The organism is Kiloniella litopenaei (assembly GCF_000982415.1).
Lineage (GTDB): Bacteria > Pseudomonadota > Alphaproteobacteria > Kiloniellales > Kiloniellaceae > Kiloniella > Kiloniella litopenaei.
Genome location: NZ_LANI01000029.1, coordinates 37,863 through 61,012, shown reverse-complemented (window position 1 = coordinate 61,012; position 23,150 = coordinate 37,863). Strand labels below are relative to the sequence as shown.

18 protein-coding genes and 1 pseudogene are annotated in these 23,150 nt (G+C 46.3%); 8 read left to right on the top strand and 11 right to left on the bottom strand.

All coding sequences use genetic code 11. From position 1 onward, the window contains the following. Positions 1–14: 14 nt before the first annotated feature. Entirely contained in the window at positions 15–227 is a 213-nt protein-coding gene (locus WH95_RS21730) for a hypothetical protein (protein WP_245622995.1), read from the bottom strand. Here WH95_RS21730 and WH95_RS17555 point away from each other — a divergent pair. The 6 genes and pseudogenes from WH95_RS17555 to mtgA all read left to right on the top strand — a co-directional run bounded on the left by WH95_RS17555 (position 177) and on the right by mtgA (position 7,518). Further along, entirely contained in the window at positions 177–3,371 is a 3,195-nt protein-coding gene (locus tag WH95_RS17555; RefSeq protein WP_245622994.1) for a DEAD/DEAH box helicase, read from the top strand. The two genes, WH95_RS21730 and WH95_RS17555, sit on opposite strands and share 51 nt — an antisense overlap. A 168-nt stretch (positions 3,372–3,539) precedes the next feature. Further along, entirely contained in the window at positions 3,540–3,716 is a 177-nt protein-coding gene (locus WH95_RS21880) for a DDE-type integrase/transposase/recombinase (RefSeq protein ID WP_082114222.1), read from the top strand. An 860-nt stretch (positions 3,717–4,576) separates the two neighbouring features. After that, a complete protein-coding gene (locus WH95_RS17550; RefSeq protein WP_046509652.1) occupies positions 4,577–5,146 on the top strand; it encodes a hypothetical protein in 570 nt (189 codons plus the stop codon). Beyond that, positions 5,146–5,763, top strand: coding sequence for a hypothetical protein (locus WH95_RS17545; RefSeq protein ID WP_046509650.1), 618 nt, complete (start codon positions 5,146–5,148; stop codon positions 5,761–5,763). Before WH95_RS17550 ends, WH95_RS17545 begins: the two co-directional genes overlap by 1 nt. Before the next feature lie 321 nt (positions 5,764–6,084). Further along, positions 6,085–6,235: pseudogene (locus WH95_RS21825) on the top strand (IS6 family transposase); the annotation flags it as partial. Positions 6,236–6,852: 617 nt separating this feature from the next. After that, positions 6,853–7,518, top strand: coding sequence for a monofunctional biosynthetic peptidoglycan transglycosylase (mtgA, locus tag WH95_RS17535; protein ID WP_046509648.1), 666 nt, complete (start codon positions 6,853–6,855; stop codon positions 7,516–7,518). A gap of 106 nt (positions 7,519–7,624) precedes the next feature. Here the strand turns inward: mtgA and WH95_RS17530 are convergent, their stop codons facing one another. The 5 genes from WH95_RS17530 to WH95_RS17510 form a co-directional block, all read right to left on the bottom strand. Beyond that, positions 7,625–8,407 carry a substrate-binding periplasmic protein gene (locus tag WH95_RS17530; RefSeq protein WP_046509646.1) on the bottom strand — a complete coding sequence of 261 codons (783 nt, stop codon included), beginning with the start codon at positions 8,405–8,407 and terminating at the stop codon, positions 7,625–7,627. Between the two features lie 201 nt (positions 8,408–8,608). After that, positions 8,609–9,418 carry a 5-deoxy-glucuronate isomerase gene (gene iolB, locus WH95_RS17525; protein WP_046509645.1) on the bottom strand — a complete coding sequence of 270 codons (810 nt, stop codon included), beginning with the start codon at positions 9,416–9,418 and terminating at the stop codon, positions 8,609–8,611. A 51-nt stretch (positions 9,419–9,469) separates the two neighbouring features. After that, the gene (iolE, locus tag WH95_RS17520) at positions 9,470–10,357 is read right to left on the bottom strand and encodes a myo-inosose-2 dehydratase (RefSeq protein WP_046509644.1); all 888 of its coding nucleotides are present in this window, start codon (positions 10,355–10,357) and stop codon (positions 9,470–9,472) included. Between the two features lie 4 nt (positions 10,358–10,361). Beyond that, positions 10,362–12,209, bottom strand: coding sequence for a 3D-(3,5/4)-trihydroxycyclohexane-1,2-dione acylhydrolase (decyclizing) (iolD, locus tag WH95_RS17515; RefSeq protein ID WP_046509642.1), 1,848 nt, complete (start codon positions 12,207–12,209; stop codon positions 10,362–10,364). A 90-nt stretch (positions 12,210–12,299) separates the two neighbouring features. Then, the gene (locus WH95_RS17510; protein WP_046509641.1) at positions 12,300–14,237 is read right to left on the bottom strand and encodes a bifunctional 5-dehydro-2-deoxygluconokinase/5-dehydro-2-deoxyphosphogluconate aldolase; all 1,938 of its coding nucleotides are present in this window, start codon (positions 14,235–14,237) and stop codon (positions 12,300–12,302) included. 209 nt (positions 14,238–14,446) lie between these two features. Between WH95_RS17510 and iolG the strand changes: the two genes are divergently transcribed. After that, entirely contained in the window at positions 14,447–15,436 is a 990-nt protein-coding gene (gene iolG, locus WH95_RS17505; protein WP_046509670.1) for an inositol 2-dehydrogenase, read from the top strand. A gap of 105 nt (positions 15,437–15,541) precedes the next feature. On the opposite strand, the gene WH95_RS17500 is transcribed toward iolG, so the two are convergent. The 4 genes from WH95_RS17500 to WH95_RS17485 form a co-directional block, all read right to left on the bottom strand. Then, positions 15,542–16,363, bottom strand: a complete 822-nt coding sequence (locus tag WH95_RS17500; RefSeq protein ID WP_082114221.1) for an inositol monophosphatase family protein — start codon at positions 16,361–16,363, stop codon at positions 15,542–15,544. A gap of 61 nt (positions 16,364–16,424) precedes the next feature. After that, on the bottom strand, positions 16,425–17,555 hold the full coding sequence (locus WH95_RS17495; RefSeq protein ID WP_046509640.1) for an ABC transporter ATP-binding protein: 1,131 nt from the start codon (positions 17,553–17,555) through the stop codon (positions 16,425–16,427). Beyond that, positions 17,552–19,786 (bottom strand): ABC transporter permease, encoded by a 2,235-nt coding sequence (locus WH95_RS17490; RefSeq protein WP_046509639.1) that lies wholly within the window; start codon positions 19,784–19,786, stop codon positions 17,552–17,554. The genes WH95_RS17495 and WH95_RS17490 overlap by 4 nt, the downstream gene beginning before the upstream one ends. Positions 19,787–19,822: 36 nt before the next feature. Next, positions 19,823–20,854, bottom strand: a complete 1,032-nt coding sequence (locus WH95_RS17485) for an ABC transporter substrate-binding protein (protein WP_046509637.1) — start codon at positions 20,852–20,854, stop codon at positions 19,823–19,825. A gap of 402 nt (positions 20,855–21,256) precedes the next feature. Here WH95_RS17485 and WH95_RS17480 point away from each other — a divergent pair, with 402 nt between their 5' ends. Further along, on the top strand, positions 21,257–22,084 hold the full coding sequence (locus tag WH95_RS17480; protein ID WP_046509668.1) for a MurR/RpiR family transcriptional regulator: 828 nt from the start codon (positions 21,257–21,259) through the stop codon (positions 22,082–22,084). Between the two features lie 37 nt (positions 22,085–22,121). Here WH95_RS17480 and WH95_RS17475 read toward each other — a convergent pair whose 3' ends face one another. Then, positions 22,122–23,138: a helix-turn-helix domain-containing protein gene (locus WH95_RS17475; protein WP_052742122.1), complete on the bottom strand. Its 1,017-nt coding sequence runs from the start codon at positions 23,136–23,138 to the stop codon at positions 22,122–22,124. Positions 23,139–23,150 lie beyond the last annotated feature (12 nt).

Below are 23,150 nucleotides of genomic sequence, written 5' to 3'. Positions count from 1 at the left end.
TGGATTTTGAACAATTAATCAACGATACCCGCACGTCCTTCAAAGATGAGCACAGGGCTGCCATCGAGATGGATCGTTTTCGGGATCAGCTCGCACACCTTGAGGGATATTCCTTTTGGGACGGCCAGGATGCCGTCAAACCACTTTGGGATCACCAGAAGACCGCCTTGGGTGCCATGATCGCCTATCTCAATGGCGAAAGAACGATCCCTGAGAGGGAAGGCCACACTGAAGCTGCGCTGCTGAAGCTGCCGACAGGAACTGGCAAATCCGGGATCGTCGCGATCCTTTCAAGATGCCTGCCGGATATTCGTAAAGTGCTCGTCCTCACACCAAGGAAAGCTCTGACCGAGCAGTTGCAAAAAGACATCTGCTATCGCTTCTGGAAGCATATTGGCTTCGATGTAGAGGACGGAGCAACATTTATCGCCGATGAAGCAATCGCGGGCGTTCGCCTTGAGGAGGTCTACGTCGAGACTTTGTTGCCTTCCAAAGTCCAAAGCATAGTCGCCCATATTCCAGAAGAAGATCGTGTCGTTTTGGTCAGTACACACCAATCCCTGAGTGATATTAGGAAGAGTGCCTTTGCCAAAGGCGATGTTCAGCCAAATGCGGCTGCCGCTACTCTGTTGGAACTGCTCTCCGATACCTTTGATTTGGTAATTGTGGACGAAGGGCACTATGAGCCTGCTGTTTCGTGGTCGCGGGGCGTTCGGGAATTGAACAAGCCAACCATCCTCCTAAGCGCAACGCCCTATCGAAACGACTACAAGTCCTTTCGGGTGCGTGGAAGATACCTATTCAACTACCCTTACGCACAAGCTGTCGAACAAAAGATCATCAGGCCAGCCGAGATTATTCGTCCGGATGATGAGTACCCTGATGATCTAAACGGTGCTGTCAGAAGGTTTGTTGAAATCCTTCAAAGGGAGTTGCCGGAACGTCTCGATCAATCGAAGCAGTGGTTTGATGCTGATGACGTGACACCCCGGGTCATGGTCCGCGCAGCTGATTTGGAAAAGCTTCAGATTCTCCAGAACGAGATCGACCGCGTCTTTGAAACAGAGTCCGTTTTGATCCATGATCGGGCTAAGAAGACTGAGCAAAAGCCCAATAGATTTCAGTCTGTCTCCGCAGCCATGAACGCCATGCCAGATGCGCAGTTCTGGATACACCAGAACAAGCTGATGGAAGGTATAGATGATCCCACGTACGTAGCTGTGGCGATATTCGATCTAATGGGCAATGCGCGGCAACTCGTTCAGCAGATTGGCCGTGTTACGCGACGGTCCAACGGGGATCAAAGACGAAGACAGACCGGATGGGTCATTGCCACGCCCTCTAACGCTGAGCGCATCCGTACGACGTGGGATCGATACCAAGGCTATGAAGTCTATGCTGCCAAAGACAGCGCGGCGATTGTTGCGAACGAAGTGACGCTTCCGGATCGCCTTTTGCGTTTCATGGCCGAGTATCAGTACATTGGCGGCGAGTTCAGAGGGCGATTTGAACTTGAGGCCCCATTGGCAGGCAAAGACATACAGCTCCCCAAGAGTGCGACTGTCCTTTGTCGGGAACCAGGAAGCGAAGGCATCGAGGCCGTACTGGGCCTCATCGAGGAGTCGATTCTTGGGCGCGACAGATTCAAGATCACGCCACTTGTGGATATGCCCGAGAATGCTTGGGGCTTCACATACTATGTTTGGCGCAACTCGCCGTATTTGATCGACCGATTTTTCTCCGAGTGGAAGTTTGGTGTCTTTGTTGCGGTCGAGCAAGACGCTCATATCTTCATGCACGATACTGAAGGCATCGTCGTCGATTTCAACAGGCTCGGTCTTAACCGCGCGGATCGACAAGTGATGGAGAAAGTCTTCCCATCAAACGCGGAGGACGCACCAACTCGGCTATCGAGGTTCTCATTTTCCTCGCTTGAGATGTCCCAAAATGCCATCCGTGGACTGGCCGTTCGTACCCGTTCATTTGAAGACACCTTTACCGATCTGCTCGACCCAATGCTTGTTCCAGGCACGGCGTTTGGCTTTGTCAACGGCACAGGTCGATATGTCGGATTTGCCCGTGCCAGGGTACGAGAATCCTCAGAGAGTTACGTCCCTATCGATCAGTATGTGAGTTGGACCCAAACCGTTGATGAAGAACTTGCCGATGCTGAACGTGAGAGAAACGTTGTCTTTGACCGATACGCATCTTTGGAATCAGACCTGTCACTTGAACAGGCAACTCCGCTCTGCGTTCTCCTTGATCCATCTCTTGACGCTTTCATGGACCGTCGGGCCGAGGAGGCTGCCGCTGCGCAAGCCATGGGGGAAGAAGACGTCAATTACGAGGACCTTTGTTCAGACATCGATCCAGATGAAGGCAACTTTCAGATCAGGATTGGCGGCGAGCCGATTGACTGTCAATTATCCTTCAATGAGGAAACCCAAAAATACTCATTAAGTAGTGAGGGGTTAGACGAGCTGTATCCCAAAGAAGAAACGGCTGATCGGCGTCAGTCTCAAACTCTTGTCCAGCGATTAAACAAGGATCAAGCCTTCAGAATTCTCGTGCGCAAGGACCACGTTGTTTACGCAGAGGGACGTTTCTTTCGGCCAAAGATCAATTGGGTCATTGATGGCAATGAAAAACCAATCCTTGAGTCTGTGACCTCTTGCCCCTCTCTGAATGCAGTCGAAAGCGAAAAAGGCGAAGCGTTCTTTGAGGGCGCCCCCGACGGTTGGCATCGACGCTCCCTTTTTGGGGTGCTTGCCGCAGCCTGTGAAGATACCCTCGATGTTCATGCCATAGAAGCAGATGCTCTCACGCGAGACGTTGCCAGCTTCTCGATTGTGGTGTGCGATGATGATGGAACAGAGAAGGCAGATTTTATCACCCTTGATGAGGCCAGTAAGAGGCTCGTGTTTATTCATGCCAAGACCTATACGCATGGCGCTGGATGGGGCGGCTACAACGTCAGTGGGCTCCAAGAGGTAGGTCGCCAAGCGCTCGCTAGCCTCACTTTCATCTCGAATCGTGTCGCATCGGATACTTGGGTGCCTGACCGCTGGGACAGTGACATTCAAGCCAATACTCGTCGCTTGGAAGGGCGAAGCAGGGTATATCGCAACGCCGAAAATCTGTCTCTTGAGGACCTCAATGGTCGGCTTTGCGCAGCCGTCAGAAACCCAGTCTATAGCCGTGAGATTTGGATGATGGGGAATGGTCTCGCACGACGAGCTCGCCTTAGCGATGGGCTCGATGGGGACCCAGCAGAGTGGAATTCGCGTTTGCGACAGTTTCTTATGCATTGGGACGCGATGAAAACAGCTTGCGCAAGAGCCAGTGTCCAACTGAAGCTATACTGTTCTTAGGTCACTTCAAAATACTTTCTACGTACTTAATTTAAGACGCTATGTTGAGTTGTTCTGCAATTACAACGCACTCGGAAACTAAAGCATGCAGACATGATTTAATGCCAGAAGTGTTTGTAAGTCAACGGAACATCACGAAGGCCGGGAAATGGTGGATTATTCAACGCTTTGCCGTTGGGTTTAGCGTTACGCTCCGGAATTGCTAAAGATACTCCATTGGTACAAGAAAGTCGTTCCTATTCCTGGCGCGAGGATGAGGCCTATATAAAGGTTGAAGGGAAGAGGAAATACTTGTCTCGAGCTATTGAAAAGGACGGGGATACCCTCGATTTTTCTTGTCCTTAACGCGCAACACTAGAGCAGACAAGCGTTTCCTCAGTTAAACTCTCAAACGCAAGCAGCAATATGTCCCTATATTTATCTCATCAGACAAGGCTCTAACATATAGAGAAGCTATCAGTGAGTTGAAAGCTGAAGGCAAGATCCATTAACCGGCTATTTGGTGTTTATGCCTGAAATCCGTCTCGATAATGGAGTTTTGTACCTTGGTTAAGTTTTTGCAACGGAGTCGTGAATTTTGTCCTTTTATAAAATACTACCTCAATGGCAGAAATATAAAGAGGTAGGAAAATGAAAATCTACTGTAGAGTAATCTCGAGAGGATTTTTGCAACAGAGCCGATATGTATGGGGTAACTTAATTAAATCAAACATATGGTCCTTCATGAATATATTTTCATATGGCACATAGCATAGTGGTTTATAACATTGAAAAAGAAGATGTTGTAAGGTATGTAATGTTGAAATCGGCTTGTTATTGAAATCGAATTATCGGTGGTTGCGTGCCCCCGCAACCAATATAAACCCCGGTAACTCACAGAGTTACCGGGGTTTTCCTTTAATCTGGCTATTTCCCTGGCTGGTCATTGGGTTAATTTGGGCGTGAATGAGTTATCAGAAGTAGGCTAGATAAAATTTTTGATATTTAACCTTTTTAGTTGATGATTTTGACTTAATGCACCTTAAGAGGTAGTTTTGTGTCTCTAAAATGTTTCAGCAAAATTATAATAAATGCTTCGTATCTTTGTTAGTTGAGGCTAGAAGTCGGGATGCTACAGGCTAAACCTAGCTCTGCTAAGATGGCTAGATGCCATCTTGGCATGTTTGATCGAGATTCTGAAGCTACTACATAACAGGGAGTTTTCTATGAAGATCAAAAGCGCTATCTCTGCTTTTTCTGTCTTGGCCTTTATGACCATACCGTTGTCTGCGTCTGCCGGAGATTATATAGATGACGTTGATAAGGCAAAGATTGTTACTTCTTACCCATTTTTTGGTATTGAACCTGATGCCTCTCTGAAAAGCGTATTGGCCTATTTTGAACGTATGGGATACGACAAAACTCAAGATAAGTTTGATGAGGTAACAAAATCGCGAATAGCTGCGTTTGAAATAAATAGGTCACCTCAACTCATTAAAATTAAAATTAGCGAATCAGAAGAATTTGGAAAACGAACGATAGAATTTAAAGGCTCTAATCCAGATAAAACGTTTTTAGATCAAGTCACAGATGTAATCGTGAACGACCTGTGTGAAGGGAAATTTGAAAAACGGCGAGCACCAAATAATAATGCGGCTCTGTCATGCATTACGCGTCCCGTGGATATGACTGCGGTAAAGGCAAAAGCAAAAGACAGTGACGGTGTGAAATATAGCTTAAGTTTCACTCGACGTGGCGATAAAAAAATGAGTCTAGTCTACTATAGTGAAAAGTGATGAATAGCTTACTATTTATGCAAGAGGATAACGCCAATGGAAAAAATTTTACAATGCGTATTTTGTACTTTTTTTCTGCATTTTTGTTACTCCTAACTACACTGGCTAAGGCTGACGAACGGCCGTTTGTCCGTGATAATGCGCAAGCAGAATATTTAAAGGCTCTTAAGTTTTCAGGAATACCATTTAATGCTGCAGTAGACGATTTAATCGAACATTTTAAGGTACTAGGTTTTAGCAATGTACTAGATATGCCTCTTGGCCTCAAAGGGCGCAATGTGACTTTGAGAAACCTTGATGCAATGGGGAGCTCTGTTACTATTATGGATGTTCCTTCAACAGGCGTGCGTAATGTTACGATTGGTCTACGTAGTGTCAGCCAAGGTAAGGCATGGTGGGATATGTCTTACAGTTCAGACTTGCAGAGTATCATAGACACATTATGTGATGGTAAACTTGAAAAAAATACGTCTCAAGCAGAAGCTGTTCACTGTGCAGAAACTACTGGAATTTTGTATGTTTTTGCGAACATTAATGACGAAACAGGTGTGAAATATCGTCTAAATATTGTGGCAACAACTGATTCAATGTTGCGTATCAGTTATTCTCATAATTAAGAAATGAATCAAATATCGCACTATTCTTTCATTGTAATTATTTTGCGGCACACAAAATTGAATTTGTACGAGCTTGGTTGGTGCCGAATAACATCGAGCAGATATTTGTTGTGCTAAATAGGACGCAAGAGCTCTAACGCTTGTTCAAAACGACAACTGATTTTTAATTTTACTCCTTTGCGATCAGCTTCTCTCGGAATGACCTCTACACGCCCAATTAGCCTTTGGAGTATTTCTGCTGTTTGTGATTTGATGCTTTCTTGCTGCAGAACTTTCTCGAATTGCTTAGGTAATGTCTCCATAATTAGAGGGCGCATTACCCGTGGTGTTGAGGTAGATTACACAATGATTTAATCGTTGGGTGCAACACTATGCTACAGAGATCGGAAAACGGCTAAGGTGGTAATGGCTTCGCCCGAGCGAAGCTGGAACTTGGAAAGTTGATGAAACTTATATCAGGGCTCGTGGTAAGTGAATGGGTAATGCCCCCGTTTTTAACGGGTTCATGAAGTAGAATTTTCATGTATGTGCCCGAACATGCTTCAGGCAAGTCTCTGTTTTTGCGTGATACTGCCGAGGGCCATATTGGGTCAACCATTTTAATATAGCTTATGGCAAAGTGGTTTTAATATTGAAAAGAGGATGTTGTAAGATACGTAATGTTTAAATTTAAAAAAAAATCGGCTTGTTATTGAAATCGAATTATCGGTGATTGCGTACCCTCGCAACCAAAGTGCTCTGGAAAACGCCATAGATATCAATAGCTTACCAATGTATATGGTGAGCCTTTTTTGGTCTAATCCTAACGAACACCTAATCATCTGCTACCAAATTGCAACCAAACGAAAATTTTTTTGTGATTGTACTTGGTTGCTGGCAAACTCTCGAACGGGCGAATAAAACTGGTTCACGTCATGCGCCTATACCTGATTCACGATTAAGCCAAACCGTAATATAAGTGAATAACTCAGATATTTGACGGAACCAAACTGCGGAAAACTCTTATTGTACCAAAAAGTAAGGTTGTTAAACTGATGCGCTCGATTAATTTCTGTCAGGAATAAGTCCCGTTCGGGATGATTTAATTTGATGAAATTGTTTTTCCGTCGTTTGATTTGGCTGGGTCTGTTAATTGGGGGGGGATTACCCATTGCGATAATTCTGATGTATCGCGTGGCTCCCCCTTTGGCGACGCCATTGATGTTAATAAGAGACGACCCCATTCACTATGATTTTGTCGCGTTAGAAGATATTTCACCAAACCTTGTCAGAGCGGTTCTCGTCTCTGAGGATCAGCGTTTTTGTGAACACACAGGCTTTGATTGGAAACAGTTGAAGATTGTTTGGGATGAAGTGCTCGATACAGGGACTGCGTCACGGGGCGCGAGTACGATTTCTATGCAAACGGCCAAGAATCTTTTCCTTTGGCCGTCTAGAAGCAAGTTTCGGAAGGTTCTGGAAATTCCCTTGACGATAATGCTTGAGGTTCTATTGCCCAAGCATCGAATTTTGGAAATCTATCTCAATATAGCAGAATTTGGCCCTGGGATTTACGGGGCTGAAGCTGCGGCACAGGCTCATTTTACGCGCGAAGCAAGAAAATTGTCCGCCTTGCAATCGGCCCGCCTTGCGGCTGTTTTACCTAACCCATTAACAAGAAGTGCAGCGCGCCCAAGCGGTAATGTACAAAAACGTGCCGAGAAGATTATGAGGAGCATGCGTATTGCACCTGCAACGCTGTGGGGATGTGTCTAGGTAGTGATGAGATGTCTTGCCGGACAGTAAAGCCCCACTAACATAAGATGATATCATAGAACCCAGAGTATGATTAATGTATCCCGGCTGGTCTAATCACAATCTTTTACTGGGGAAAAATTAGGCTGATTTGCGTATTGCCCGTTAAGGTATCTAGATGATTATAGGCGACATTGTCACTGTCTTTTCGGCAGGGGGTAACTTGCCGGTTGAAACGTTCTATAAACCCCGGGTTATGCAGTAAGAAACGATTAGAAAAATAAACGCCGAGAGGCTTGTTTTTTAAGTCCACCTTTCGAATATTTTCAGATTGATTTGTTTCATGTAAAAGCCGATCCATCACGAGTTCGTTTGCCAGAACAGCTTCAAAGCGGTCACTTAATAGCATTTTCAACAGACTCTTTGTGTCTGTTGCAGGGGTATTAGAGACGTTATAACCGTTGTCAATCAGCCATCGGTGCATATTTGCCCCCAGAAAACTGGAAACATTCGCGTTGTTCTTAAAGTCGTTGGATTGTGGATCAAGTTGAGATTCTTTACGGAGATACCAAGTCCAGGTTTGATCCGCAATTGCCTTTGTCATCACGGCATAACTATCTCGAAATGCATTTTTTGAGGCAGCGTAAAATCCATCAGCCTCATGATTTTGGACGAGCCTCTGAGCTCTTTTCCAAGGAACAACCTGAATTTGATATGGTCTTTCTAGTTTATGTAAAACGCATTCCAGCACAGTTGTTGCAATACCTGTGAAGTTATTGTCTTCATCAAAATAACTATAAGGCGGCAGCTCGTGGGTCGTTATGATAACTGGTTCAGCGGCAACCGTCGCAGCTGAAAGGTAATTCATAGCGATTATTGGCAAAATACTGAGGTGGTTGACCAGTCTCATGTTTACTATACCTACTTACTCTTGAACAGAATGCGTAGCTAGTTATTTTATTGAATGTACCAAACGCTATAGGTTGTTTTATTCGTATGTATCCATTTTAAAATATATTTATCTAAAACACCATATAATTGTGTTTCGTGTATTTTTTGCGCGTTAGTTTTGCGCAAAATTGTTCACGGTTTAAAAATCGTAAAGTGGAGACTATTTCAACATCCATTCATGATCCGGATCGTTGTGAAACTTCCAAACGCGCTTTGGCCCAGCCATGACATTGAGATAATAAAGATCGTACCCATGCGGAGCGCCACAGGGATGATATCCTTCTGGAACCAACACAACATTACCGTCTTCTACAGCAAAGGTTTCATCCAATGATCGGTCATCAGTATAAACCCGCTGAAAAGCAAAACCCTGGGACGGATTAATTCGATGGTAGTAGGTTTCTTCCAAAAGAGATTCGTTGGGTAGGGCATCCTGATCATGTTTGTGTGGAGGGTAGGATGACCAGTGACCGCCAGGGGTAATAACCTCTACAACCAATAAACTGTCTGCAGGTTCCGTCTCGGGAAGAATGTTAGCTACATGGCGAACGTTTGTGCTCTCTCCGCGCGTTTCCTTGCCAGCCTCTTTGGGCGAAATAACCCGTGGTTTGAGACGCTCGTCAGCACTGGATGTAACTGGGGCTGAACACACAGCCAATTCAACGTCTGTTTCAGCTGTTAGTGACCATGTGCATCCCCCGGGAATATAGACGGACCAAGGATCTCCTTCGAATGGGGACATACGTTCTCCTAAAGAGCCAAAGTCTTGATCATCCACAGATACTTTGCCTTTGCCTGATACAAAGACCAGGCAAACTTCACGATCGGTTGTTTGTTCTGATATAACTTGATCTTTCACAAGCTTATGCAGGTTAAAGCCAATATACTTCCACCCGGCACTTTCGGGAGTGATTTCGAGTACCTTGCCGCTAGGATCAGGGGATGTTGGTTTAACAAGTAAGTGGCTCATGATGTTTCTCGTTGGATTGAATGATCGGATGGTTCTTTGCTTCTGGATTTTTTAATCGATGAGGTTCGCTTCTCGCAGATAGCCAACCAAATTTGTGTACCCCATTTGGGCAAAGGAAAGTGCCGAGATTGTGTCTGAATACTGCTCTGCCTCGACCACGATCCAGCCTTGGTATCCACTTAGCTCTTTCAAAGTTGCAGCGAAGTCAATCATGCCGTCACCCGGAACGGTATAGACACCCGCAATCACGGCTTCTAGGAAGCTCATATTGCTGTCGGCGGCTTTTTCCATCACATGTGAACGGACATCCTTGGTATGTACATGACTGATTCGACTTTTATATTGTGCCGCCAATTTTGCTGGATCAGCCCCACCCCAAGTTGCATGTCCCGTGTCCAGCAACAGATGAACCGAAGGCCCAGTGACACGCATGAAGGTGTGAATGTCTTCTTCGGATTGTACGATGGTTCCCATATGATGATGATATACAAGACGGATACCTTCGGCCAATGTAGCATCGCCAACTTCAGTAACGCGTTTCCCAAATTCAGCCCAATCTTCATCGCGTAGTACTGGTCGTTGAGAAAGCGGTATATTGATGTCACCATGAATGGCGTTTGACGTTTCAGCGAACACCAAAACATCTGCACCGCAGCCCTTTAAAAGGTCTAGGTGAGGGCGCAAGTTCACGAGCTCATCCTGAACACTGCGGGTTAATAGTTCAGAAGAATACCAACCAGAGACAAGACTATGGCCGTATTCAGCAAGCGTTGCCCTTAGTGTCTCAATTTTACGGGGGAATTTGTTGCCAAGTTCCATCCCGACAAAGCCAGCTTCCTGTGCTTCTCGAAGGCATTGTTCTAGCGGAATATGACCACCAAGTTCCGTCATATCATCATTTGACCAGCCAATAGGATTGGCCCCAATGCGAATGGCCATGCAATTAATCTCCGATACGTTGTTTTTTGAGCGCAGCTTCATAGTTTTCACGCGCTGAGTTCACATTTTTGTCCATTGATACTTCTGGGATGGCAACATCCCACCAATGGCCACCGGCTTCTGTTGATGCCAAGGGGTCTGTATCAATAACAATGACAGTTGTTTTTTCGTTGTTTTTGGCCTGATCTAGTGCCGCTTCCAGTTCATCAATTGTGTTCACCTTTGACGCTAAGGCGCCCAAACTTTCGGCATGTGATCTAAAGTCGATATCGGGCAGGGATTGATGATTGGTGTGGGCCAATAGATTGTTGAAAGAAGGATTTCCGGTACCCCGTTGCAAGCGATTGATGCATCCATATCCACGATTATCAAGAACGATAATTGTTAGTCGCTGTCCCAATAGAACAGACGTGGCAATTTCGGAATTCATCATCAGATAGGAACCATCGCCGACCATGACCATGACTTCCTTGTCAGGGTGGGCGAGTTTGACCCCAAGGCCGCCCGCTATCTCGTACCCCATACAAGAATACCCATATTCTACGTGATAGCTTCCGGGGGACGAGGCTTGCCAGAGTTTGTGGAGCTCTCCAGGTAAACCGCCCGCTGCACATACAACAATAGAGTCTTTGTCCGAAGCCCGTTGGGCCGCCCCGATTACTTGGGCGTCAGAAGGATACAGATCAGGTGTTGAGGCGGTTACTTCATGGGCGGCATCCCGCCAGCTTTGATATGCATTGTGCCCCAGCGTTACCCATTCTTCTGGTGTTTGCCAGTTTCCAAGTGCGGTGCTTAATTGCGCCAGGGTGCTTTGTGCATCCCCAATCAGGGGCAAAGAGCGATGTTTACTTGCATCAAAGCTTTGTACATTTATACCAATAAAACGGCGATCAGGATTTTTGAAAAGAGCCCATGACCCGGTGGTGAAGTCCTGAAGTCTTGTACCGACAGCAAGGATCATGTCGGTATTTTCGGCAAGTTTGTTTGCAGCGGAAGTTCCCGTTACGCCGATTGCCCCCATATTAAGTGGATGATCATGGGGTAACGCAGATTTACCACCCTGTGTCTCGGTTACAGGAATTTTATGTTTTTCAGCAAAAAGCCGAAGGGTGTCACATGCCTTGGAATAGTGGACACCACCCCCCGCGATAATCAGAGGCTTCTTGGCTTCTTTTAACGCTGAAAGCGCTGTTTCAAGTTCGTAGGGATCTACGGCGGGGCGGCGAATATGCCAAATTTTTTCCTCAAAAAAACTTTCGGGATAGTCATAGGCTTCTGCTTGTGTGTCTTGGCAAAGTGATAGGGTTACCGGCCCGCATTCTGCCGGATCTGTAAGAACATTCATTGCTCTGTTAAGTGCAGGAATAATTTGTTCCGGGCGTGCTATACGATCAAAGTACCTTGATACTGGCTTGAAGCAGTCGTTAGCGGAAATTGTACCATCCCCAAAGTCCTCGATTTGTTGCAGAACGGGATCGGGATTTCGATTGGCAAAAACATCACCGGGTAATAGCAAAAGCGGCAGACGATTGACGTGGGCCAAGGCCGCGGCGGTGACCATATTTGTTGCACCGGGACCAATTGATGTCGTACAGGCCATCATACGTTGGCGTTGAGATGACTTGGCAAAGGCGATTGCTGCGTGCGCCATGCCTTGTTCATTGTGTGCCCGGTATGTGGGAAGCCGGTCCCGAACCTGATAAAGAGCTTCGCCCATTCCTGTGACGTTACCATGCCCAAAGATTGCCCATACACCTGCAAAAATAGGTTCTATTTTGTTATCGATTTCAATTTTCTGAACACTTAAAAAACGGGCAACTGCTTGCGCCATTGTTAATCGTATCGTTTTCATCTGTTTAATCCGGCTTGTTCAGACTTCTGTTTTTTAACAAAAAGTGAAGTATGACATATTTTGGGTTTTGAGTATGGTTTTCAGGTGTCGTTACCTGTCGAGGGGGTGTTCTGAAAACTGGGTTGTCTTTTCTATCGCCATCCAGGATTCAGTCAGGCGACGGAATTTATTTTCCATATCTGCAACTGCTGTGTCGTCATCAATTTCTCCTCTAAGCCAAGCGTTGGCTGCTTCGGCAAAGATGGTGCGCCCTACGGCAAAGCCCTTTACCCAGGGTGATGATATTGCAGAGGCAAAGGCATCTTTAAGCTGTTCCTCGGGGGCCTCAAGCCCAAGAAGAACAATACCCCGGCAATAAAGGTCATTTTCCTCTATTACGTTACTGATATTTTGCCAGGCAATCTTGTTGGTCTGTGGTTCAAGCTTCCACCAATCCGGTTTTATCCCCAGCCCGTAAAGTCGGGACATGACCTTTGATATTGTTTCATCCCCAAGTGGACCGTTTTTGCCAGCGATAATTTCGATCAAAAGTTCACGTCCAACCTTTCGGGCGGCTTCATGAAGACGCAGAAGGGATTTTTCTTGCTGTTCTCTGATGCTTTGTTCGTCGTCGGGATGGTAAAAGCAGAGACATTTGACGACATGATCAACGGGCCATTCGTTGAGGTGTGACCCCAAGTCATTGATTTGGTCAAAATCCAACGGATGTGATCCTGGCAGTTCAACGGGCCGGCCAATCCACAGGGGATTTTTTGCGGCATCAAAAAGTGCTTTGACACCGTAGGTACTGTCGAGCAGCATTCCGTAGTTCGGACGTCCCTGTGCGACATTGCATGCGGCTTTCACCGCGAGTTGCTTAAGCCGAGGAATCTGATCACGGGAAACCCCCGCACGATCAGCCATGTCCTCTAGTTGCGATCGATGGTCAATGGCAAAAGCCATCAGGCTTTTATCTGTTGGGCGCCGTGTTGTTGCCCAATGGATGTGATTTATATCCTGATCTTTACGTAAAGCACGATGTTTGCTGCCGACTTTTAGGAAGTATTGCAGTTCGTCCCATGTTGGGATTTCCGGAGAGCAAAGCAGACGTGAGACGGCAAAGGCACCACAAGCGTTGGCCCATTTTGCACAAGTCTCAAAGTTTTCGGCCCGGAGCCATCCCCTTAAAAAACCAGACATGAAGGCATCGCCAGCCCCAAGCACATTATAAACCTCTACCGGAAAGCCAGGGCCAGTGATGCCTTCTTCCAGATTTTCCGGTATCGCGTCTGGATAGACGATACAGCCCATAGGACCACGCTTGAGTACAATAACAGCCTTGGAAAGAGAACGAATAACAGTCAGAGCTTCGCGTGTGTTTTCGGTGCCACCTGCTATGTGTACTTCTTCTTCGGTACCAACAATCAGATCGCAATCAGCTAAAACAGATTGAAGGTGGGTGGTCACAAGATCTGACTTGATAAAACGTTCTTCGCCCGCTTCGTGGCCTGCCAACCCCCAAAGATTGGGGCGATAATCGATATCAAGAATAACCTTGCGGCCTGCAGATTTGGCAATCGATACTGCTTTTTTGCTCGCTGCCAGAACATTTGGTTTTGACAGATGCGTGCCGCTAATAAGGATAGACCGGGATCGTTGTATAAACAGTGGATCTATATCTTCTTCACACAGTGCCATGTCAGCACAGTTTTCACGATAAAAAATCAAGGGAAAGGTGTCATCATCCCTGACACCCAAAAGTACCAAAGCCGTCAAGCGTTCCTTGTCGGTGATGATGCCGTCAGTAGCAACAGTTTCGCGCACCATTTGCTCTTGGATATAGCGCCCCATCTGTTCATCACCTACCCGGGTGATAAAGCCGGATTGTAACCCTAACCTTGAGGTGCCGATAGCGATGTTTGCCGGACAGCCACCAACTGATTTTGCGAAACTTGCCATATCTTCCAGGCGTCCGCCAATCTGTTGTCCGTAAAGGTCGACAGAGGCGCGGCCAATAGTGATTACATCAAGGTCTTGTTGCTTTGTCATATTTTATCGTTTCTTCTTGCGAGCACTTTGACCTATCCGATTATTGTATAATATGCGGAATATAGATCTTAATTGTTGTATGTGCATAAAGTTTCAATTTTCATATCCGGGATTTGAAAATTGAAACTTTTATATCTTCTTCTTGTGACAATGAAACACATATTCTATATTCAAGTCAATTCAGAATATGTATTCCTTTGGAGGCTCTTTTGGTTGGGTTTGGATTAATCGGGGCTGGTCGTATTGGACAGCTTCATGCAGAAAATATTGTGGCAAATGCCCGAGCAAAATTGGTCACTGTTTCAGATGCTTTTGTTGAGGCCTCTGAAACTTTAGCAGCAAAGACAGGTGCAGAGGTTTCATCCGTCGAAGATATGTTGGCACGGGACGATGTTCAGGCCGTTTTTGTCGCTTCGTCAACGGATACCCATGCCGATTTTATCGAAGCCGGGGCACGGGCTGGCAAAGCGGTTTTTTGTGAGAAACCAGTGGATATGGATGCAGAAAGAATACGGTCTTGTTTAGAGGTTGTTGAAAGCTGTAACCAACCCCTGATGATTGGCTTTAACCGTCGTTTTGACCCAAATTTTGCGTCGTTACAGCGTCGATTGTCCGATGGGGAAATCGGGGATGTGGAAATTGTTACCATTCAGTCCCGCGATCCCTCTCCACCGCCTGTTTCCTACATTGAGCGGTCCGGAGGTTTGTTTCGGGATATGATGATACATGATCTTGATATGGCACGATTCCTTTTGGGTGAGGAGCCTGTTTCTATCTATGCTACCGGCTCAGCTTTGGTTGATCCCGCTATTGGTGATGCTGGAGACGTCGATACCGCACTGGCTGTGTTGAAAACGGCAAGTGGTAAGGTGTGTCAGATATCTAATTCTCGGCGGGCAACCTATGGATATGATCAGCGTGTTGAAGTTCATGGATCAAAAGGTATGCTCCGCGCAGGTAATGTTCACGAAACAACGGTAGAAGTCGCAACATCTGCTGGCTTTAAAACTGATCCTGTTCAGCATTTCTTTTTGGAACGCTATATGGCTGCGTACCGCGATGAACTCAATGCCTTTATCGATGTCGTAGAAAAGGGCATACAGCCTTCGCCAAGTGGGTATGATGGCCTCATGGCACAGGCTTTGGCTGATGCAGCCACAGAATCTCTGAAAACAGGAGTGCCTGTTTCACTGGTCTAATCAGCAGTAGAGTTTTGATCAAAAAACAGAGGGCGCGAAATGCATCCTCTGTTTTTTTGTGTGAACTCGACAGAATTTCAAAGATCAATTATGCCCTATGACTAATCACGCAAGACCGGCCATTTTTTGTAAATCGTTTGCGACACCACTGGCTGATGAAAGAATGGGGTTGCCCTGGGTCAAGCCCTCGTTCTCAAGAAATGGTGATGACCATCCCCCGGCTTCCTCGATCAGAATAATACCTGCGAGACAATCCCAAGGGTTGATATGGGGTTCGTAATACCCAATTAACCGACCGGATGCGACGTATGACATCATCAAAGCACAGGAACCGTTACGGATAAACATTCCCCCCGCCGAAAGTAAATTATCCAGAAAAGGTAATAACTGAGATGGAGGAATTCTATGGGATGTGCCCAAGCCCATTACCCCCTGAGTAACAGAGTTGACGTTTTGAGTTTCAATTTTTTTGCCATTCAGATGAGCATTGTTTCCGGTTAAGGCAGAGAAAAGTTCGTCTGTATTTGGATCGTAAACAAAGCCGGCAACGATCTTGTCGCCTTTCATTAGGGCAACGGAAATACACCATGCATACATTCCCGTTAGAAAGCATGCTGTACCGTCTATGGGGTCGATTACCCAGAGATAATCGTTGCTTCCTTTTTCCTGTCCGTGTTCTTCGCCAAGATAGCCGTCGTCTGGGAATTTTTCACGTGTGAGATCACGAATAATTCTTTCTACATTTTGATCCGCAATACTGACGACGTCTTGTGGGTCTGTTTTTGTTTCGATAATGAGCTCGTCCCGGCGATTAAAATAATCCAGGGCAATTTTTCCCGCTTCCTTGATCATTTGCTTTCCATGAGCAAATCTTTGATCAATTTCATTCTTATCTTCGGGGGTAAGGTTCTGATAGGTAAGAAACAAAACTAGAGTCCTTAAACTTTATGCCTGATATGGCTGTTGGAAAGAGCTGTTTCGAGGAGCGTTATGGGGCTATGAGCGCCATCCCCTTGGTCGCAAAGGTTATTGAAATATCACTCCCGGCTTTAATGGCATTATCAATGCGGTAATCGACCACGAAAAGTTCGCCCAGAGGACTGTCGACGGAATAGTGCATTTGATTACCTAAATAGGTGGAATGAGTGACGTTCCCTCTGATGCCAATTTGATCTTTTGCCCCAGCAGATCCCGATTCAGAAGATCCAGATACTGAAGATCCCGGGCCCGACGACCCTTGAGCAGGCTCCAGGAGTATTGAATCGGGGCGTACCGCGATTTGTGCCGAGCCAATCCTCAGCCCCCGACTTGGTAATTCGTATTCGATACTATCTATGCGTACCTTGGCTTTTTCATGATTTGCGCTAATAACTTCGCCCGTGATCAAATTTGCATCCCCAATAAAGTCTGCAATAAAAGCTGATGAAGGTGCTTCGTATAGCTCTCTTGGTGTTCCCTCTTGGGCGATAATCGACCTGTTCATCACAATAATACGATCTGAAACCGCCAGAGCTTCTTCTTGATCGTGGGTGACGTACACGGCGGTTAAACCGAGTTTTTGTTGCAGATCCCTTATTTCTTCACGCACTTTCCGGCGGAGTTTTGCATCCAGATTGGACAGGGGTTCATCAAGCAGTAAGACCTCTGGCTCCAAAACGAGGGCGCGCGCAACGGCAACTCTTTGTTGTTGTCCGCCGGAAAGTTCACTGGGCAAACGCGATGCATAGCCTGCAAGGCCAACCAACGCCAAACCTTCTTCTGCGCGTTCAGCCGCTTCAGCTTTTTTCAGCCCGCCAACAGTTAAACCATAAGCCACATTTTCACCAACAGTCATGTGAGGGAAAAGAGCGTAGGATTGAAAGACCATGCTGACATCCCTGTCTGTGGCGGGAAGGTTTGTAACGTCTTTTCCGCCGATCAAGATCCGCCCCGAAGAGGCATGCTCTAGCCCGGCAATCATGCGCAAGGTTGTCGTTTTTCCACACCCACTTGGTCCCAAAAGGGTAACGAGGTGACCGGGTGCAATTGAGAAGGACACGTCGTCTATTGCGGTAACCGCGCCATATTTCTTGGTTACATTTTCAAATGTAACTGATCCTGCTTTCAGGTGCAGACTCATGCTTGTTTCTCCATCGTGGCAGACTTTGTTGATGGGGTTGTTTTGTCGGATTGAGGGGCCAGCCTGTCAGCTTTGCGTAATTTTCGTTCGCCAATCACTTTTTGTACCAGCAAAATGGCGGTCAGCATCACAACGATCAGCACAGAAGAATAGGCGATGGCAATGCCATATTCGCCATTTTCCACAAGGCCAATAATATAGGATGTTGCCATGTTGTGGTCTGCGCTGACTAAGAATATGACAGCACTAACCGATGTGATCGCCCGGACAAAACTATATACCAGAGCAGCAACTATGGCTGGACGGAGCAGGGGAAGAATTACTTTCCGCATTGTTGTAAAGCTGTTGGCCCCAAGTGTGAGAGAGGCTTCATCCAGGCTTTTGTCCAGCTGGCTCATAGCCGCGATCCCGCCGCGAACACCTACAGGCATGTTTCTGAACATAAAGCAAAGTACAAGAATGGCGGCTGTTCCGGTTAGCTCAAAAGGCGGAACATTAAAGGCGAGGATATAGCTGACACCAATAACAGTTCCGGGGATCGCAAAGCTTAACATTGTGCCGAATTCAAAGATGTTTTTCCCGCCGAATTTCTGGCGAACAAGAAGGTAGGCTGTTAGCAGGCCAAGAGCCGCGGTAAGGGGGGCCGCTATCGCGGAAATTGTAATGGTGGTCCAAAAGGAATCCCATGCGGCACCTTCCCAGACCAGGCTTCCTTCGTTCCAGCCTATGCCAAAACCCTCGCCATAATGTTGCAGGCTGAAGCTGTTATCCCGGCCCCAATTTACAACAAAGCCACCAAACAGAACTGTGCCGTATATGACGATGGTAAAGAAAGCCCAAGGAATAGTGACGCAGAGACAGGTCCAACGAAGCAGAGGGTTCATGCCTGCGTGAATACCAGAATCAGCTTTGCCTGCGACAGTGGTATAGGATTTATTACCAAGCCATACCCGCTGTGTGAAAAAGGCACTGAGGGTGAACATCAATAGGATGATTGCTAAGACGGCGGCCATGCTTTGATCATTTTGTGCGCCAACGATGGCAAAAAAGATCTCGGTTGATAGAACATCATAGTTGCCACCAAGTACCATTGGGTTGCCAAAGTCGGCCATGCTTTCGATAAAGCCAATCAAAAAGGCGTTGGCGATACCCGGGCGCATCAGGGGCAAAGAGACTTGTTTAAAGGTGTGCCAACGGCTGGCGCCCAGTGTTTGTGATGCTTCTTCCATCGAAGGGCTGACCCCTTCGACAACACCGATCAGAACCAAAAAGGCAATCGGGGTGAAAGATAGTGTTTGAGCTAACCAGATCCCGGGAAGGCCGTAAAGCCAGCGCCCGGCTTCAATATTCAGAAGGTCAGCAACAAATTGTGTGATAGTTCCGGACCGCCCCAATAGAAGAATAAGCGCGAGGCCGATAACAAAGGGGGGGGTGATAATTGGTAGAATTGTCAGAACTCTGAGGGATTTTTTCCAACGAAAGTCCGTTCTGGTTGCCACCAGAGCAAAACCAAGACCCAGCAAGGTCGTTGATGTAGCTGTTAAAATTGCGAGAAAGAACGAGTTTAATCCCACCCCGCAAGAAACACTGGTGCTCAGACAGTCAAGGCCCCAGATTTTTTTGGTGAAGAAGTTATCTGTAAAGGTACTGAGGGCATATAGCCCTGCGTCATTTACAAAAGCAGAAACCAGAATTTTACCGACAGGCAAAAATACAAATGTTGCGACAAGGGCGACAACAATTCCAATTGCCGATGTGACAAAGACATCCCCACGCAAGTTTCCCGCAGCAGCTAGGCCCGTTGTCAGGAGTATGAGAAAAGATCCTGCGGTAAAGAGTGCCCCATACCCCATGCCGAATTGGCGTGTCTCAAGGGGGCCAAAAGCTGCTTCCAAGGTGCTGTATTCCCAGCCACCTATTCCGATGGTAAAGCCTTGACCTAGTAGATAGGCGAGGCCAAAGCCACCGGATATAATCAGGGTTGAAGCGTATTTTGGATCACTTTTTACTTTGTTGAAAATCCACAAGGGGAAAAGAAGAGGAAAGAGAAGTGGCAATAGCCATTCTTTATCCTGAAAGATTTGAATCAGTGCCGGAGCATAGTCACTATCAAAGGGATAGCCATCTATAAGCCATTCAAATGCCCAAAAGCCGTCCTCTAGGGCATACCAAGGAAGTATGGCAAAGCCGATCCAGCCCGCGGCAAGCCACGGAAAAAATGATGTACGCACGAATCTTTCCTCTTTATCTCAAATAACGCTAACGGATTAGCGTGGCAGAGACTTAATTTCGTCATCCCAGCGCTTCAAAAGGCGTTTTCGCGTTTCACTGGAACCGTATTTGGCAAAGTCATAGTTGATCAATTTGGTCTCTGTGAGCTTTGGTGCGCCTTCTGGCACCGAAGATCCAGAATTGGAGGGAACCTGATAGGCTTTGGCCTGTTCAGCCAAAGACTGTACATCGGGGCGAAGTGCGAATTCAGCAAATTTCTTGGCGTTATCCAGGTTACGGGCACCTTTGATGATGCTCATGGAACCCACTTCATAGCCAGTGCCTTCGCATGGGGCGACGACCTTGATTGGAAAGCCTTTTTTGACCTGTTTTACCATGTCGTGCATGAAGGTAATGGCCAGAGTTGTTTCACCCCGTGCTGATGCTTTGATCGGCGCGGATCCTGATTTTGTATATTGGTTGATATTGGAATGAAGGCCAGCCAGGAATTCAAAACCTTTTTCTTCACCGAAAAGCTGTACAACTGTTGCCAGTGTTGTGTACGCGGTCCCTGATGAATTAGGGTTCGCCATCTGAACTTCACCTTTATAGGCTGGGTTGGTCAGGTCAGCCCAGCATTTTGGCACAGGCAGGCCTTTTTCTTTCAATAGTTCTTCGTTGTAACCAATGCCAAGGGCTCCGGCATAAATGCCGACTGTTTTATAGTCGCCTTGTTTCGCTTGATTTTGAGCCCATTCCAGAAGGTCATCAATTTGTTTTGATTTATACGGAGTGGTCAAGTCTTCTGCCGCAGCTTGAAGATGGGGATCACCTGTTCCGCCCCACCACACATCAACCTTTGGGTTTCTTGCTTCGGCTTTAATATGCGCGAAGATTTCCCCGGAACTTTTCCGTACCATGGATACATCAACGCCGGACTCTTTTTCAAACGTTGATTTCATCAAGTTACACCATTCTTCATCAGCTGCGCAGAGAACATTCAATTTCTCTTTTGCTTGTGCTGAAACGGCTGATACAGCACACAGTGCTGCGACAGCAAAACCAACTGCTATATTCTTTCTAGTCATCCCGTGACCTCCCTTTTTGGTCTTGTTCCCGAGGTTTTCCTCTTGCTTTTTCTTGTGCAAATAAACGCACAAATTGGCTCAAAGATCCTCTTAAGAATCCTTGTCCTTGATGTGATGATAAGAGGGGAGAAAAATAAATGAAAGAAAAATTTCAATAAATTAATTATTAGAATATATTTTCTAAAATGAGCTTATCAAAAGCGCCTGCAATTTTATTAAGTATTGAGCCCTTGATATTCGTGCCTTTGTTAGAGCGTTTCAGCATTGGCCAGTATTTGTAGGCCTAATAAATTATTGGATAAGGAGGGATAACGTTTTGAGTATCATTTATTCCTTTTGTGGAATTTATATTCCATTTGTGTGTAAGTCTGTTATGAAGAATAAAAAATGAAAGGTTCCTTGATGACAGCGCCCAGTACCTATGAAGCGTTAAGAATTGAATTGGCTTCCCGCCATGATGATCTGAGCAAACGTCTAAAGCAGATTGCCGAATATGCGCTGGATAATCCCAATGATATGGCGCTGGAAACTGTTTCTGCTATTGCTGATCGCGCAAATGTTCAGCCGTCTAGTCTTATTCGTTTTGCCAAGGCTTTTGGGTTTACTGGCTTTAGTGAGATGCAAAAGGTTTTTCGATCTCATTTGGTCGACAATGGTTCAAACTATAAAGAACGAATTCGGTCTTTGGGCAGGGATAGTACCCATCAACCCAATGCATCCAGTATTGTGTTGGATGATTTCATTGATGGCGGTGTTGCAGCCTTGAATAATCTACGGGATGTGATCAGCCCGGACAAACTGGAACAGATTGTAAATATATTGGCAAAGGCAGACATTATATATCTATCTGCTCAGCGCCGATCTTTCCCGATTGCAAGTTATTTGGCGTATGCGTTTGCTCATTTGGACAAGCGTTGCATTTTGATCGATGGCAATGGGGGGATGTTTCTGGAACAGGCGCGCTCTATGCGCAAAGGGGATGCCTTGTTGGCAATTAGTTTTAAAAGCTATGCGTCTGATGTTGTCCAGCTTGTTAAGGAAACAAAGGAAAAGGGGATTCCAGTTGCTTCAATCACTGACGGAGTTCTAAGTCCTTTGTCACAACATTCCGATGTTTGTCTAGAAGTCGAGGAAGTCGAAGTGCATGCGTTTCGATCCTTGTCGGCAACCATGACATTGGCTCTTTCGCTTGTGGTTGCACTTGGACAAGCTTTGGATCAAAGGTCCTGAGATACCTGTGATGCTGACTTCTGGGGATGGCTTGTTATTATTCAGTAGTTAAATCTGATGGGGAAAAGCCAAACACCCTTTTAAAGGCGGTAGAAAAGTTTGCAGCACTGTTGTAACCGGCCAAAAAAGCTGCTTGTGAAATGGTGATATTGTCCTGCTCAATCGCATCCCTGGCTGTTACAAGGCGGCGTTCCCGCACATAGTCCATGACCGTCATGCCATACGCGATCTTGAAAGATTTTTGCAAAGAGCTTTTGCTCATGGCGAGTACGGTTGAAATTGTGTCCAGGTTCAGACCTTCATGGACATTGTCTTCTATATACTCTCTGACAATTCGGGCTTTGTGTTCTTGTGGGGTATCTTCTTTAACGTCTGATGATATTGATTGCGAAGAAAGAATGCTTTTTAGCGCTTCGGCCAAAATTTCTAACGCGTGGCTTTCTGCCTGTAGCTTTTTAATAATTGGCGATGATGTCTGTGGCGTGATCAGCTTACCGGCAAGGGCAATGGCCCGCTTTGACGGTTTCCACTTTCTGATATCAAGTTTTCCATGAAGAAATTCCTGGATGCGAGATGAGCTTTCAATATCCTGATCTATGTAAGTTTCAATCCAGTTGAAATCTGCGGAAATAATAACTTTGCTGACCTTTGTTCCTTTGCGCATCTGTCGTGTCCACAGGGTGGGCTGTGAAAGGGCCCATATATATCCTTTGGGGCCGTTGTTTGCGTCCAGGCAATAAGAGGCGTCTCCCAATGTGCCCTCTATGCGTCCATGCGTGATCAGACATATTTTCAGGCTTGGCCCAACCATAGCTTCAGCATGGTGATTATGTACTTCAATTGTATCAGTCGCATGAACCTGCAGAGAAGAAGAATACCGGTTGTTGCTTATATTTCCTTTTAGGATCGTTCTGTCATTTATAGGGGTCTTGTCTTGGCGGGGGGAAGTGGCGGTGGTCGGCGCGGCCATTTGCAACAGGGTGGTTTCTTTTATCTGATTTTCATAAGTCAGGTTCTTGCGCTTGATGTAATCAGCTGTTTCAGAGGAAGGCATAGGATACTCCGC